This is a genomic window from Sphingopyxis sp. YR583, assembly GCF_900108295.1.
Classification (GTDB): domain Bacteria; phylum Pseudomonadota; class Alphaproteobacteria; order Sphingomonadales; family Sphingomonadaceae; genus Sphingopyxis.
The window spans coordinates 236,548-252,490 of the sequence record NZ_FNWK01000003.1 but is presented as its reverse complement, the minus strand read 5'-3'; the positions used below and the strand labels follow the sequence as shown (position 1 = coordinate 252,490).

The following is a 15,943-nucleotide window of genomic DNA, read 5'->3' as shown; positions in this document are numbered from 1 at the left end:
CAATCGAGAAATGTCGGTATATTATGTCCAAATGCTATGACTTGGACGAGACGACCTTTTGCACATGTGCAAGGCATGCCGCCGTTTCGCGCTGCACATCGGCGTTCAGCCACGCCACAATCTCCGGCGTCGGGCCGATATCGGGCTCCAGCAGCGCGAAATCGAGATAGACCGGCGGTGAGATGGGCCGCACGGCGACGCCCAGCCGATGAAAGCGCGGCGCGCTGAACGGTTCGGCGATCGTCACGCCCAGCCCGGCTTCGACGAAGGCATATAATATCTGCGAATGTTGCGTTTCCAGCCGTCGCGACACGCTGATGCCCGATGTTTCCAGCGCGGTGTCGATCCCGGTCCACAGCGCATCGGCTTCGTGCATCGGGCCGACGAACTCCTCGCCCGCCAGATCGGCAATTTCCAGTCGCTCGCGCGCGGCCAGCGGGTGATTGGCGGGCAGGATGCACACATATTCGGCGCGCGCGAGCGGGGTCGACCTTATGCCCTCGCGTCCCTGCATATCGACCCCGACGCCCAGGTCGGCTTGCCCCAGGAACACGCGCTCCTCGATCGCGCGCTGCCCCAGCGATTCCACGATGATCTTGATGTCGGGATACAGGATACGGAAGCGCGCGATCACTGCGGGCAATATCGCCATCGCGATCGCCGCCAGCGCCGCGATCCGCACCGTCCCGACGGGGTGGGCGCGAATACGCCGCGCCGCCTGATCGAGCAGGTCGAGCCCCGCATAGCTTCGCCGCACCGCCTCATACAGCGCCTGCGCCTGCGCGGTCGGATGCACGCGCGCGCCGCGCCGGTCGAACAGCCGGAAACCGACCGCGCGCTCCATGTCGGCGATCAGCCGGCTCACCGACGGCTGGCTGATGTTGAGCATCGTCGCGGCGGCGGTAATGCCCCCGCTCATCATCACGGCGCGAAACGCCTCAACCTGTCTCATTCGCATAGGCCATAGTATAGACGTATGACCGGCGGATGCAATTCGATTGGATGCGATGACCGTCCTCTGCGATATGCGTAAAGATCGAAAAGATACGGGAGAGTGAAGATGGATTATGCGGCGCAGCGCGAACAATTCGCCACCGAAGGCTATGCGGTTTTCGAACGCATCCTCGAAGGCCCGCTGCTCGACCTGCTCCGCGAAGAATGCGGCCGCGTGATCGACCGCGAAAACGCGCGCCTCGACGCGTTAGGCGTCGAAGTCGATGGTATCAGCCACAAGGGCAAGCGTTACTTCGCCGGCGAATGCCAGCGCCAGCAGCCCGATCTCCGGAATATGTTGTTCAGCGAAACGATGGCCGACGTCTGCCGCGCGACGCTCGGCGACGACGCTTATTTCTTCTACGACCAATATGTCGTGAAGGGCGCGAGCGAAGGCATGCCGTTCAGCTGGCACCAGGATTCGGGTTATGTCGTCGGCAACGGGGGCCCCGCCGATCACAAGCCGTACCTGACTTGCTGGTGCACGCTCGACGATACGACGGTCGCCAACGGCACCGTACGTATCTTGCCTTTCTCGCAGGCGCCCGAAACGCGCGAGGGCATCGTCCCGCACATCCGTCAGCCGGGCAGCAACGACCTCGTCGGCTACACCGGCGACAGCGAAGGCGTGACGCTCGAGGTTCCGGCCGGCAGCATCGTCGCTTTCTCCAGCCTCGCTCTCCACGCGACCGGATCGAATTCCACTCCGAACATGCGCCGCGTCTATCTTGCGCAATATTCGCCCGAGCCGATTCTCAACCCCGGCACCAACCACCTCCGCCGCAACGCCATCGCTTTCCTGCGCGGCGGCAGCCAGGTGACCTTCAACTAAGGAGGATCTCATGATCGATCGCCCCCGCATCGTCGCACTCGGCGGCAACGCCACCGCCGGCGGCTCGGCCGAACGCTTGCTCCGCCACGCGCTCATCCGCTGCGAAGCGGAAGGCGCGGCGACCATGCTCTTCGCAGGCGAAGCCATCGACCTTCCGATGTACGCCCCGCACCGCAGCGAACGTTGTTCGAAGGCACAGGCGCTGATGGCCGCGCTGCGCGATGCCGACGGCATTATTGTCGCTTCGCCCGCCTATCACGGCACCGTGTCGGGGGTGGTCAAGAATGCGCTCGATTATGCGCAGGATCTTGTGTCCGACGCGCAGCCCTATTTCGACGGTCGCGCGGTCGGGCTGATCGCGGTCGCTGGCGGATGGCAGGCGGCGGGCACCACGCTCGCGACGCTGCGCTCGATCACCCATGCGCTGCGCGGTTGGCCGACCCCCATGGCGGTCACCGCGAACAGCAGCCAGCCGCTCTTCGATCCCGACGGGATTTTGACCGATCACGGAATTGCGTCGCAACTCGACATCATGACCGGACAGGTCGTGACCTTTGCGCGCATGAAGCGCGCCTTTGCCGATCAGGGCAAGGCCGTCGTGACGGCTTGACGCCGGCCGGATCGGAAGACCATTGCTGCCTTCCGGTCCGACCGGAGTATATCAGAACTTCACGCTGATCCCGGCGGTGATCCGGCGGTCGGTCAGGCCCTGGAAGCAGAGCAGCGCCTTGTTGTTCACGCAATATTGGTTCTGGTCGCCGCGCAGCAGGTTGATGCCCTCGACGCCGACATTGATATTCTCGGTGATGTCGTAGTTGATGCTGGCGTTGAGTTGTCCGCGCGCGCCGTTGATCAGCGGCAGGCCGAAGAAGAACGGATCGTTCGACACATAGCTCGACCGCCATGTGTAGCGCAGACGCGCGTTGAGCCCGTATTTGTCGTAGAACAGCGTCGCATTATAGGCATATTTCGACAGGTTGGTCAGCGAGATCAGATCCTGAGAGCCGGGATAACCGAGCTGCGTGAACACCGTCCGCGGACCATCGGCGGTGCGATATTCACGCGCCGACCCGCCCGCCTTCTGATAGGTGAAGTTGCCGATGAAGCCGAAGCCGGAGGCGAAACCGAGTATGTCTTCCCATGCCGACAGGTCATGCTGGAATGCGACTTCGATACCCGTCTGCGTCGTGGTTCCCGGAACGTTGAAGGTCGAGCTGCGCGGCACGCAGATACCGACCCCCTGAATCGGGTTGTTGATGTTGCGGTTCGCGATCGGGTTATAGATGCCGCCGCCGGGGCAGGCGGGATCGATCGAGATATTGAGATTGCCGTTGGCATCGAGGTTGGGCGCCGGATCTTCCTGCCGCTGCGCGAAGAGGTTCGTGCGGCTCTTGTGGAAGAAGCCGATGCTGATCAGGCTCGACGGCGCGAAATAATATTCGCCCGAAAGGTCGAACGACCACACGGCTTCGGGAACGAGGCCGGGGTTGCCGACCGCGACCGGTGTGTTCGCGCCGGTGCCGAACGAAAAGGACGTCGACAGCGTATCGAAGTTCGGGCGACGGATGTCGCGCGCGATGCCCGCGCGGACAAGCAGCTTGTCCGCGGGTTCGAGGACAAGGCTGAAGCGCGGTAGCAGAAAATTATATGAGCTCTTCGCGATCGTCTGCCCCGTGACCGCCCCGTTCGCGATATTATTGCCGGTCGACGACAGCTTGGTGTGCAGCCAGCGGAAACCCGCGTTGCCGCGCACCGGCATGCCGGCGATTTCGCCCTCCATATTCGCTTGGAAATAGGCAGCGTTGGTCGTTTCCTTGATCTTGAAGAAGCCTGCAAAGGATTCGGTCGGCGTCGCCAGCGAAGCCACCGCTGGGCCCTGCGTCCGTGCTGCGTTGCTCGCGGCGATTGCTTCGTTGAGCGACGACAGGACGCTCGCCGGATCGCGGAACGCCAGCCCGCCATCGATCAGCAGGAAGTCGGGGAAATAGAGCCGGCGCCCATCCGCGGCGTTGAAGTTGCGTGGGCCCGGGATCAATATGTCGGAGAACAGATCGCCCGACGGGCGGTTCCACGCGCTGGTCGTGTTGGTCAGGCTGACATTGTTCGAGAATTCGCTGTTCTCGGCCGATGTCCGATTCCAGCGATAACCGAAATTAACCGACGTAACGAAGGGGTTGAGGTCGGTCGTGTCGTAAGAGAAATCAAGACGCGCGGCGCGTTCCTGATTGTCGGTCGAGTTGGCGCCCTGCGTGACCTGTTGTAGCTGATAGTTTGCGGGATCGAGCAATTGGGCGGTTGTCGGCGCGAAGGGGCTCGCCTGATCGATGCCGAATTGAAGTGTGCCGCCGCGAAGGTCGAATTCGATCGGCACGCCATTGTCGATGCTGCGACCGAATACGGGCTGCGGGCCGTTCGGGTTGATAAAGTCGAGTGTGGTCGAGAAGTTCGGGAAATCGGATTTGGAGGTCGACAGCGACACCTCGGCGCGGACGTTCAGCTTGTCGGTTGCCTGCCAATCGGTGCCGAAATCGAAGACGCGGCTTTTGGTTGCGCGCGCGCCGGTATCGCTCGATGTGCGCAGGTTCGGATCGACCACGCTTCCGGTCGTGCCGCCGATCCCGATCGTCCCGGCAACCGCGGCCTCGACGCTGCCAAGATCGATCGGGCCGTTCGGACCGTTGAGCGAGCCAAAATCGACCGTCTCGAAATCGGTGTTGTTCATGGCGTCGACGACCGAAGGCGTTGCGGTGCCCGAAATCTGGACGCGGTGGCTCTGCTGGCCGCGGCGCTGGTTGTTCAGCGTTGCGTCGAAATAGAATTTCAGATCGTCGTTCGGCTTCCACTCGAGCGCGGCAGTGCCGTTGTAGGTTTCATATTCGTAATTCTCGAGCCCCTGCTGCAGGAACTGGATACGCAGGAACGGAAAAGCTTCGGCGCTTGGGCCCGAGCCCGGAAGCACCAACGCGTCGCGGTCGACTCGCGGCTTGAACGAGGCGACGTCCTGCCGGGCATAGCTGCCGCTCACCACGATGCCGATTTCGCCGATGCCCGTGTCCCACCGGTTGCCGAGCGTGGCTGACAGGCGAGGCAGGGTCGACTTCGACAGGTCGCTGTTCTCCATCTGGGCGCGGGCGGCGATCAGCGGGTCCTTGAGGTCGAGCGGGCGGATCGTCCGCAGGTTGATCGTGCCGCCGACCGATCCCTCGATCGTCTGCGCCGTCGGAACCTTGGTGACCTCGACCGAAGCGATCAGCGCGGCAGGCAGATCTTCGAAGCTGATGCCCGAACGGCCCGCCCCCGATCCCACGGTCGAAACGCCATTGATTTCGGTGCGGTTGGCATCGGTGCCGCGGATCTGCACCGCATTACCGACACCGGCTTGGCGGGTGATCTGAACGCCGGTGACATTTTCCAGCACTTCGGCAAGATTCTGGTCGGGCAGCTTGCCGATATCCTCGGCCTGGATGACCTCGACGATATTATCGGTGGTGCGTTTTTCGCCCAGCGCGGTGGCAAGGGAACTGCGAATGCCCGTTACGACGATAGCATCATCGCCGGCATCGTCGGCAGTCGAGGTTTCGGCGGCCGCATCCTGCGCAAAGGCCGGTATGGCCTGCATGGCCATTGCCGTCGTGCCCAGCAGTGTCGCTGCGAAGTTCATCTTGCCGCGCGAAACGCGCACCAGGCTGCCCCGAATCATCCCACTCTCCCTCAATGGCTTTGTTTTGCGGGAAGCTCGTCTTGCCAGACCAATATGTCAACCCATCTTGTATACCGAAATGCGGTTGATATTGTCCTACCTCTTGTATAGTCCAGTTCTCAAGAATCAAAAAAAGGGTGAGGCGCAGTGCAGATAAGAGCGGTTCTGACGGTAGCGATGTTGGTTTCGACGGCGCATCCGGCGCTGGCGCGCGACATGCTGGTGTCGGACCAAGCCCAATATAAAGCTGCCGTGAAAAAGGCGCTGCCGGGCGACACGATCATCCTCGCCGATGGCGAATGGCGCGATTTCCAGATCGTGTTCACGGGGAGCGGCAACGCGACCAAGCCGATCACGCTGACTGCGCAAACCAAAGGCAAGGTGCTGCTCACCGGGCAGTCGAATCTGCGCATCGGGGGGCAGCATTTGCTCGTTTCGGGCCTCGTCTTCAAAAATGGCGCGAGTCCCACTGACGAGGTGATCAGCTTCCGCCGCGATTCCAAAACGCTCGCGACCGACACGCGCGTGACCGAAGTTGTCATCGACGGTTATAGCAAGGCCGACCGCCGCGCCGAGGATATCTGGGTCGCGCTCTATGGCACCGGCAACCGCGTCGACCATTCGCATTTCGAGGGCAAGACGAATGCGGGCGTGACGCTTGCGGTGATCCGCCGCGCGGGCGACCCGCTCGATAACCGCCACCGCATCGATCACAATTATTTCGGCCCGCGCCCGCCGCTCGGCTCGAATGGCGGCGAGACGATCCGCGTCGGCACCAGCGAGGAATCGCTCTCGGCGTCGAACAGCATCATCGAACGCAATATCTTCGACCGCACCAGCGGCGAGGTCGAGATCGTCTCGATCAAGTCAGGCGGCAATATCATCCGCGAAAATCTGGTGCTCGAAGCGCAGGGTGCCTTTGTGCTTCGCCACGGCAACGGCAATCTCGTCGAGCGCAACATCTTCCTTGGCAAAGGCGTCGCCGACACGGGTGGCGTTCGCGTGATCAATCGCGACCAGATCGTGCGCGGCAATTATTTCGAGGGGCTCGCAGGCACCTCGTTCAAGAGCGCGATCAGCGTGATGAACGGCGTGCCCAATTCGGTGATCAACCGCTACCATCAGGTCGCGAACGCGCGGGTCGAAGGCAACAGCATCATCGATAGCGCGCGCATCACTTTGGCCGCGGGCGCCGACGCCGAACGGTCGGCCGCGCCGACGGGCAGCCGGTTCGATCGCAATTTGATCGTTGGTGCGAAAAGGCAGGACCCGTTCCGCGCCGAGGGCGAAATCGGCGGAATTGCGATGGCGGGCAATGTGGAGGCAAAGGTCGCGAAGCCACTGCTGGGGGCGGGCGTCGAACAGCGCGAGGTGAAGCTCGATCGCGCCGCCAACGGTCTGCTTTACCCGGTCGATCCGGCGCTTGCTGCGGTAGGCGCTCCGCGCGACCTGAAGCCGGTGGCGCGAGCCGAGGTCGGCGCGAGCTGGTATCGCGGCGATGCGCCCGAAGCCGCATTCGGCGCGGGCAGCACGCGGTCGCTCGCTGCGGGCGCCTCGCTCGCGGAAGCAGTGGCCGAGACCAAGGCGGGCGACACGCTCGCGCTCGCGACGGGTATCTACGAAGTCGCGGTGCCGCTCGCGCTGGACCACCGCCTGACCATCGCGGGAGCAAAGGATGCCAAGCCTGTGCTTCGCGTCGCATCGCAGTTGATGCAGATCGGTGGTGGGGGCGGATTACAGCTCCAAAATCTCGCGATCGATGCAAGCGGTGCGCCCGGTGAAGCTGCGCTGATCGCGGTCGGGAGCGGCGTCGCTCCCAACTATAATATAACGCTTGGCGACGTTTCGGTGCGCGGCCCCGGCAAGGGCCGGCTCGACGGCATCGCGATTGCGCCCGGCACCTTCGCCGACGATGTGACCATCACGAACAGCGATTTCGCCGAGATGGGCGTCGTGGTGGTCGCAACCGGCGAACAGGAACCCAAAGGCTGGTATCCGATGGAGCGGCTGACAATCACCGGCAGCCGCTTTGCGCGCGTTGCGATGGTCGCCGACTTGTTGCGCAAGGGCACCGACGAAAGCACCTTCGGTCCGTGGTTTGCGATGACCGGATCGAGCGTCGCCGATAGCGGGCGCGATGGCGCGTCGCTGCGCATCTCGGGCGCCCAGCACGCCGATATTGTACAGAACAACTTTGCGAAGTCGGACGGCATCCTCGTCATTCATTCGGTCGGCGCCCCCGAAACGCGGATCGCGTCGAACGCCTTTGCCGCGACTCCCGAACCGCGGATCGAGGAACTGGCATGGAAAGGCCCCGCACGCGGTCAGATCGTCGGCAACGTCATGGAGGCGCGCCCGTGAACCGGACCATTGCCCTTCTCCTTGCAGCAGCGCTGCCGGTTCTCCCCGTTTCGGCACAGACCCCGCCGGCCGCTTCGGCGCAGGCGTTCGCGCCGCTATTCGCTGCCGAGATCGAGCGCGCAAAGGCGGGCGTTGAGGCGTCGATCCGCGCGGGCATCAATGTGCCCGTGCCGAAGGATCCCGGCGGCGGCTTCACCCACGAGCAGCACAAGCGCAACTACCGCACGATCTTCGAGGGCGGACAGCTTTTCCGCCTGACCGACGACGTTCGTTATCGCGACCATGTTCGCGACCTGCTGCTCGCCTATGCCGACCTTTATCCGAAGCTCGGGCCGCACCCCGCGGCGTCGAACCAGGTTCCCGGCCGCCTATTCTGGCAGAGCCTCAACGACAGCGTGTTCCTCGTGAATGCGGTGCAGGGCTATGCCGAAATTCGCGATGCTTTGCCCGCCTCCGACCGCAAGCGTATCGACGATCAGGTGATCCGCCCGATGGCGCATTTCCTCTCGGACGGGTCGCCCGAGGTGATCAACCGCATTCACAATCATGCGACCTGGGCGGCGGCGGGCGTCGGGCTTTCGGGCTATCTGCTCGGCGACCGTGACCTTGTCGACAAGGCGCTGCTGGGGCTCGACAAGAGCGGCAAGGCGGGCTTCCTACGCCAGCTCGACCTGCTCTTCTCACCCGACGGCTATTATGCCGAGGGCCCCTATTATCAACGCTATGCGCTGCAACCCTTCGTTGTCTTCGCAGCCGCGATCGCGGCGAATGATCCCGATCGCAAGATTTTCGAGTATCGCGACGGCATCGTGCTGAAGGCGATCCGCACCGCGATCGATGTAACGCACGACGGCTATTTCCTGCCGATCAACGATGCGATGCCCGACAAGAGCTTGCGTACCGAGGAACTCTATCACGCCGTCGCGATCGCTTATGGCGCGACGAAGGATCCTGCTTTCCTGTCGATCGCCGACGGGCAGAGGCGCACGGTGCTGACGCCAGCGGGGCAGGCGATGGCGGCCGACCTTGCCGCGGGCAAGGCCAAGCCTTGGCCGTTCGGGTCGCGGCTGCTCTCCGATGGCCCCGATGGCAAAGACGGTGCGCTCGTCCTGCTGCGCACCAAAGCCGATCCGACTGGTCCGCTGCTTGTTGCCAAGAACACGGTGCAGGGCATGGGGCATGGTCATTTCGACCGGCTCGGCTGGCTTTATTATGACGAGACCGGCGCGGTCGTGACCGACTATGGCGCCGCACGCTTCCTGAATGTCGAGGCGAAGCGCGGCGGGCGCTATCTTCCCGAAAATGACAGCTGGGCAAGTGCGACGATTGCGCACAACGCGCTGGTCGTCGATGAGCAAAGCCATTTCGCAGGCGACTGGAAGGCCGGCGAGAAATCCGGAACGCGTCAACTCGCGGCGTCGCTCGAAGGCCCGACGCGCTATGCGATCGGCGAAATCGACAGCGCGTACAAGGATGTCAAAATCCGCCGCGCGCTGCTGCTCGTCGAGGTCGAAGGCCTCGCCAACCCCCTCACGCTCGATATCCTCCACGGGACTGGCAGCGGCAGGCATCGCTATGACCTGCCGCTGCACTTTTCGGGGCAGATCATCGACAGCGACATCGCATTTGATCGCAAGCTTGCCGAACGGCCGGTGCTCGGCAAAGCGAACGGCTATGAGCATCTGTGGGTCGACGGCGAAGGCACCAAGGCCGGGAAGGCGCGGCTGACATGGATGCAGGGCAGTCGCTTCTACAGCTACCATATGCTGCCGCCCGCGGGCGCGCGCTTCATCGTCGCCGAAAGCGGTGCGAACGATCCCGAATTCAACCTGCGCCGCGAGCCCGTGGTGATCCAGCGCGTTGACGGCGCGGGCGATGCGACCTTCGTCAGCCTGCTCGAACCGCACGGCGCCTATGACGCGTCGGCTGAGACGGTAGTCGCGAGCAGCGCGCGTGTGTCGGCGCTCCAACATCGCAAGGAAAAGGGTGTCGATATCGTGCTCGTCACTCTCTTTGACGGGCGTCGGATCGCATTGGCGGTCGCCGAGGATGTTGCGGCGAATGCGAAGCACAGCGTCACCATCGATGGCCGCACCCTTGCATGGACCGGCCCCGTCGGGCGCCTCGACCTCGCCAAAACCGGAGCGAAGAAATGAGCAATATCAAGGGCCGCTTCCGCTGGTGCGTCATAGCGCTGATCGCGCTCGCCACGGTCATCAATTATATCGACCGTAACGCGCTCGCCGTGATGTGGCCCGAAGTGTCGAAGGAGATCGGCGCCACCAAGGAAGATTATGCGCTACTGGTGACGATCTTCATGGTCTTCTACGCCTTCGGCCAATCGATCTTCGGGCGCATTTTCGACGCGATCGGCACACGGATGGGCTTCACCATTTCGATCGTCGTCTGGTCGCTGTCGATTGCAGCCCATGCATTGGTGCGCTCGATGCCATTGCTCCTCGTCCTGCGCGCAACGCTCGGGGTCAGCGAGGCGGGCAACTGGCCCGGCGCGGCCAAGGCGAACGCCTTGTGGTTCCCATCGCGCGAGCGCGCGCTGGCGCAGGGCATCTTCAACGCCGGCGCATCGCTCGGCGGCATCATCTCGGCGCCGCTGATCGCGCTGCTGTTCGTCCAGTTCGGCTGGCACGGCACCTTCCTGCTGATCGGTGTGCTCGGCTTCATCTGGCTTGTGCCCTGGCTGTGGTTCTACAAGGCCGACCCTGAGAATCATCCGGGGCTCAGCGAGGAAGAGCGCGATTATATTCTGACCGGCCGCACCGAGGCGGGCCGCGACGACAGCCGCCGCGTGCCGCTCGGCGAACTGCTGCGCTATCGCCAGAGCTGGGGCGTGATCCTGTCGCGCTTTTTCCTCGACCCCGTGTGGTGGCTCTTCGTGTCGTGGCTGCCGATCTATCTCGCCGAAACCTTCGGCTTCGACGTCAAGCAGATCGGCCTCTTCGCATGGGTGCCCTTCGTCGGCGCGATGCTCGGCAGCCTGTTCGGTGGCTGGCTTTCGGGGCGGATCATCAGCAACGGCGGCGGGGTCCACAAGGCGCGCACGCTGACGATCGCGATCGGCTGCGCGATCATGCTACCGGCGCTACTGTTCACCATCGGGGCCAGCGAGCCGCTTTCCGCGGTGCTGTTGATCGCCTGCATCCTCTTCGGGTTCCAGATGGCGATCGGAAATATCCAGACGCTACCGAGCGACTATTTCGGTGGCGGCGCCGTCGGCAGCCTTGCCGGGATCAGCGGCACCGCCGCGGTCGCGGGCACGCTGATCACCACCTGGCTTGTCCCGGTGCTCACCAAGACGAGCTATGCCCCGATCTTTGCGCTCAGCGCCGCGATCGTACCGATCTCCTTCCTTTGTTTCTGGCTGATCGGCGGACGCGTCGAACCGGTCGTCACCCAACCCACCAACACCCAAGAATAAGGAACTGCATCACATGAACCTCCAGGGGAAAACCGCGCTTGTCACTGGCGGCGGACGCGACATCGGCCGATCGGTCTCGATCGCGCTCGCGCGTGCCGGCGTCCGCGTCGCGATCAACTACAACAGCGGCCGCGAAGCCGCCGAGGACACGCTGAAGACGATCAAGGACGCTGGCGGCGACGCCTTTCTGATCCAGGCCGACGTCACCGACAGCAATGCGGTCAAGGCGATGCTCGACGAAGTCGGCATCGCGTTCAGCGGCCGGCTCGACATTCTCGTCAACCTTGCGGGCGGCATGGTTGCGCGCAAGACGCTCAGCGAAATGGACGAGGCCTTCTTCGATCAGGTTATGACGCTCAATCTGAAGTCGGTCTTCCTCGTCCTCCAAGCGGCGCAGCCCTTCCTCGGCGAAGGATCGGCGGTCGTGAACGTGTCGTCGCTCGCCGGCCGTGACGGTGGCGGTCCGGGCGCGTCGGTCTATGCGACGGCGAAGGGTGCGCTGATGACCTACACCCGCTCGATGGCAAAGGAGCTTGGGCCGCAGGGCATTCGCGTCAACGCCGTCTGCCCGGGCCTGATCGGCACAAGCTTCCACGACATTTTCTCGAAGCCCGAGGGCCGCGCCGCGACCGCGGGCAACACGCCGCTGCGCCGCGAAGGCCATCCCGACGAGGTCGCCGATACGATCGTCTATCTGGCGTCGCCGGCGGCGAGCTTCCTCGCGGGTGTCTGCCTCGACATCAACGGCGGGCTGGGCTTCTCCTGATGCGCCGGCTCCTCGCGACGGCCATCGTCGCCCTGCTCGCGAGCGGGGCGCAGGCCCAGACGCGCGAGCGGACCGATGCGCCGCCGCTCGAGCCGTACAAGATCATCCTTGTCGGCGATTCGACGATGGCACCGCACAGCGGCTGGGGCGGGGCGTTCTGCTCGCGCCATGTCAAATCGTCGGTTGCTTGCGTCAACGCCGGCCGGGGCGGGCGCAGCACGCGCAGCTATCGGCAGGAAGGGGGCTGGGACATCGCGCTCGCCGAGGCGAAGGTGCCGGGCTATCGCGGCACCTGGGTGCTGATCCAGTTCGCGCATAACGACCAGTCGACCAAATCCGAGCGCTGGACAGACGAGGCGACCGAATTCCCCGCCAACCTCCGCCGCTTCGTCGAAGAGGTGAGGGCGGCGGGGGCAACGCCGGTGCTCGTCACGCCGCTGACACGCCGCGAGTTTAAGGACGGCAAGCTCAGGAACACGCTCGCGAGCTGGTCCGACCAGGTGCGCGCGGTCGCCAAGGCCATGGACGTGCCGCTCGTCGACCTCAACGCGCTCAGCGCCGCACAGGCGCAAGAGATGGGCGCGGAGATGGCGACCAAGCTCGCGCAGGAACCGCCGACCGACGGGGAACTGGCTGCGGCGAAGGCGGGCACCACGCTGACCGCGCGGCCGGCGCCGCCTGAACCGGTACCGATTACGGGCGATGGGGCGCGCGGACAGGTGACGCGCAAGTTCGATTATACCCACCTCGGAGATATCGGGGCTGAGGTAACGGCGAAGCTTGTGACGCAGGCGCTTGCCCGTGCGGTGCCGGGGCTCAGGAGCCAGCTCGTTCGCTGATGAAGTATCGTATGGCAATTTGGACTAACCAATTTGCCATACGATTTTGTTGACAAAATGGCTGACATGCCCGACAGCGTCGGGCAGAACAGAATCGATTTTCAGGGAGAGACGACGTGAATTCTCGCAATCCGATCCGCGCGCGCAGCCTGCGCGCCGCGTTGCTGGCTGGTGCCGGTTCGACGCTGCTGATCGCCGCAGCGCCTGCGATGGCGCAGGACGCACCCGCGCCGCAGGCCGAGAGCGAAGAGGATGCGATTGTCGTTACCGGCATCCGCGAGACGATCCAGAATTCGATCAACACCAAGCGTGCGGAAACCGCGATCGTCGATGCGCTGTCGTCGGACGATATCGGCGACATCCCCGCGATCTCGGTCGGGCAGGCGATCCAGACGATCACTGGTGCGACGACGCACCGCGAAAAGGGCGACGCCTCCGAAATCGCACTGCGCGGCCTTGGTCCCTTTCTGTCGAACGCGACGTTCAACGGCCGCGACGCGACTAACGGTAGCGGTGACCGCTCGGTGAACTTCAACCAGTTCCCGTCGGAGCTCGTCAACAATATCAAGATCTACAAGACCCAGCAGGCGAGCCTAGTCGAAGGCGGCGTTGCGGGCACGATCGAGATCGGGACGCTGCGCCCGCTCGATTTCGGCAAGCGCCGGCTGCAGGCCGATGTGAAGGCGCAATATAATCCCTATGGCGACCGCATCGTCGGGTCGGGCGGCATCGGTTGGCGTGGGACGCTGAGCTATGTCGACCAGTTTGCGAACGACACGATCGGCATCGCGATCGGCGTCCAGCGCAACGATACGAACAATCCGGAGGAAACCTTCGCCGCGTCGTCGACCTGGACTGCGTGCCAGGCGTCCCCGGTCGTCGCGAACAACAATTGCAACGAATATACGCGCGACGAATATGGGCAGAATCTGCCTTTCTACCTTGTCCCTAACGCGTACACATTTCGCCAGATCAGCGAGACCGACAAGCGCGATGCGATCTTCGGGTCGATCCAGTGGCGCCCGTCGGACCAGTTCAACATCAATCTCGATGTCCAATACTCGGATCGCACCTATGTCGAGAGCCGCCGCGACCTCAACCTGTCCGAGGGCCGCTATGGCCTGACCAATGTCGTCTATGACGAAAATGGTATTGTCCAGAGCCTGAACGGCTTGAGCTCGATCGAATCGAACGGATCCGAACTGTCGCGGGCGGAAGAATATCTGGGCGGCGGCCTGTCGGTCGAATGGCAACCGTCGGATCGCCTCACCATCACGCTCGACGGCAGCTATTCGCGCACCGTGCGCACCGAGATCGAGCGTAATGTCCGCCTGCGCACCGATCCGATGGACGTCAACGGCGTGCGCACGGTCTTCAACAACATGCGCATTCCCTACACCTATTCGATCACGCCGGGCAGCTTCGTGCCGACGATCACGATCGATCCGCGCTTCGATCTCAATAACCACAACCTCTTCTGGGACGACGCGCGCTTCCGCCGCGACGAAAGCAAACGGCGCAATGAAATCTATGCCGGCCGCTTCGACGTTGCCTATGAAATGGACGGCTTCCTCAGCAAGATTTCGGCTGGCGGCCGCTGGTCGCACCTGACCTACCGCGACTATGACGTGCGCAACGGCGACTTCAACCTGAACCCGGCGATCGCCGAGGATCGCCGCATCAACAATCTTTGCCGCACCGCCTTCCCGCAGCAGAATTACCTGTCGGCCGCAAAGGGCAACAGCATCAACAGCTGGGCGACCTTCGACGTCGACTGCCTGTTCCGCGAATATATGGGCGCCGAAGACCCGGGCAATCTGCCCGATACGCGCTCGGTCGCGAACCGCGACGTCACCGAACGCACCCTCGCTGGCTATGTCATGGCCGAATATGACGCCGATCTGGGCAATATGCCGGTGCGCGGCAATTTCGGCGTGCGCGTGGTCAACACGCGCGTGACTTCGGATGGCCTGCGCAGCGACCTCAGCATCGTCACCAATCCCGATGGCTCGATCCGTCTCGTCACTTCGGGCGATTTCGACACGGTAACGATCAAGAGCCAGAACACGCGCATCCTGCCCAGCGTCAACGCGATCTTCGAGGTCGCGCCGAACACGCTGCTGCGCGCCGCCGCCTATCGCGCCATGTCGCGCCCGAACCCCAGCTCGCTCGGCGCAGGGCGCACGATCCTGCTCGAGGACGGGACCAGCTTCACCTCGATCGAGGACGCGATCCGCAATATCACCGCGAATGGCAGTCCGCGCCTGAAGCCCTTGATGTCGTGGAACGGCGACCTGTCGCTCGAATGGTATCCGAATAAAGACAGCCTGCTTTCGGCGACCGTCTATTACAAGCAGTTCACCGGCGGCTTCCAGCCCGTCGTCTTCAACGAGGATTTCACGATCGACGGCCAGTCGGTATCGATCCCGGTGACGCAGACGCGCAACAGCCCCGACAAGTCGCGCATATATGGCCTCGAACTGACCGCGGCGACGCGCTTCAGCTTCCTGCCCAAGCCGCTCGACGGGCTCGGCGCGAAGGTCAGTTACAATTACGCCGATTCCAACTTCAAGACGCAGGATATCCGGCTCGGCGAGGTTTATGATCCCGAAACGGACACGGTGACGGCGGGTATTATTCCGCCCGCCAACCTCTCGGGCTATTCGAAACATGTTCTGTCGGCGCAGGCCTATTACGAGATCGGCCCGGTGTCGCTGCAGGCGATCTACAATTACCGCGCCAAATATTTTCAGGATTTCGTCGGCGGCAACAGCCAGTTGCGCTATGTCGCACCCAGCGAAACCGTCGATTTCCGCGCGTCGCTCGACCTGATGAAGGGCGTGTCGCTGCGTTTCGAGGCGCTCAACATCTTCAACGAGCCGAAGGCGACCTACATGCCGGTCTATGGCAGCAGCCGTCAGTATCATTATTACGGCGCGAAATATTTCATCGGCATCCGGGCACGAATCTAGAACTTAAGTTCGGTCATGGGCTTCAAACTTGTCATACCGGATTG

General features: G+C 63.3%; 10 protein-coding genes. 8 read left to right on the top strand and 2 right to left on the bottom strand.

Going from position 1 to position 15,943, the window contains the following annotated elements; genetic code table 11:
• Nucleotides 1-34: 34 nt before the first annotated feature.
• Complete coding sequence (locus tag BLW56_RS16765; RefSeq protein WP_218140542.1) at nt 35-952, bottom strand: LysR substrate-binding domain-containing protein; 918 nt, start codon at nt 950-952, stop codon at nt 35-37.
• A gap of 108 nt (nt 953-1,060) precedes the next feature.
• Between BLW56_RS16765 and BLW56_RS16760 the strand changes: the two genes are divergently transcribed.
• Together BLW56_RS16760 and BLW56_RS16755 are read left to right on the top strand one after the other, a co-directional pair.
• Nucleotides 1,061-1,825 (top strand): phytanoyl-CoA dioxygenase family protein, encoded by a 765-nt coding sequence (locus BLW56_RS16760; protein WP_093511859.1) that lies wholly within the window; start codon nt 1,061-1,063, stop codon nt 1,823-1,825.
• Between the two features lie 10 nt (nt 1,826-1,835).
• Complete coding sequence (locus BLW56_RS16755) at nt 1,836-2,435, top strand: NADPH-dependent FMN reductase (RefSeq protein ID WP_093511857.1); 600 nt, start codon at nt 1,836-1,838, stop codon at nt 2,433-2,435.
• 51 nt (nt 2,436-2,486) lie between these two features.
• Here the strand turns inward: BLW56_RS16755 and BLW56_RS16750 are convergent, their stop codons facing one another.
• On the bottom strand, nt 2,487-5,525 hold the full coding sequence (locus tag BLW56_RS16750; protein ID WP_093511855.1) for a TonB-dependent receptor: 3,039 nt from the start codon (nt 5,523-5,525) through the stop codon (nt 2,487-2,489).
• A 177-nt stretch (nt 5,526-5,702) separates the two neighbouring features.
• Between BLW56_RS16750 and BLW56_RS16745 the strand changes: the two genes are divergently transcribed.
• The 6 genes from BLW56_RS16745 (at nt 5,703) to BLW56_RS16720 (ending at nt 15,899) form a co-directional block, all read left to right on the top strand.
• On the top strand, nt 5,703-7,886 hold the full coding sequence (locus BLW56_RS16745) for a polysaccharide lyase 6 family protein (RefSeq protein ID WP_093511853.1): 2,184 nt from the start codon (nt 5,703-5,705) through the stop codon (nt 7,884-7,886).
• Nucleotides 7,883-10,042, top strand: coding sequence for a heparinase II/III domain-containing protein (locus BLW56_RS16740; RefSeq protein WP_256203588.1), 2,160 nt, complete (start codon nt 7,883-7,885; stop codon nt 10,040-10,042). Before BLW56_RS16745 ends, BLW56_RS16740 begins: the two co-directional genes overlap by 4 nt.
• Entirely contained in the window at nt 10,039-11,322 is a 1,284-nt protein-coding gene (locus tag BLW56_RS16735) for an MFS transporter (RefSeq protein ID WP_093511850.1), read from the top strand. Before BLW56_RS16740 ends, BLW56_RS16735 begins: the two co-directional genes overlap by 4 nt.
• Nucleotides 11,323-11,335: 13 nt before the next feature.
• Complete coding sequence (locus BLW56_RS16730; RefSeq protein ID WP_093511848.1) at nt 11,336-12,088, top strand: SDR family NAD(P)-dependent oxidoreductase; 753 nt, start codon at nt 11,336-11,338, stop codon at nt 12,086-12,088.
• Nucleotides 12,088-12,927: a rhamnogalacturonan acetylesterase gene (locus tag BLW56_RS16725; RefSeq protein WP_093511846.1), complete on the top strand. Its 840-nt coding sequence runs from the start codon at nt 12,088-12,090 to the stop codon at nt 12,925-12,927. The genes BLW56_RS16730 and BLW56_RS16725 overlap by 1 nt, the downstream gene beginning before the upstream one ends.
• Before the next feature lie 116 nt (nt 12,928-13,043).
• Nucleotides 13,044-15,899, top strand: a complete 2,856-nt coding sequence (locus tag BLW56_RS16720) for a TonB-dependent receptor (RefSeq protein WP_256203587.1) — start codon at nt 13,044-13,046, stop codon at nt 15,897-15,899.
• Nucleotides 15,900-15,943: the final 44 nt, after the last annotated feature.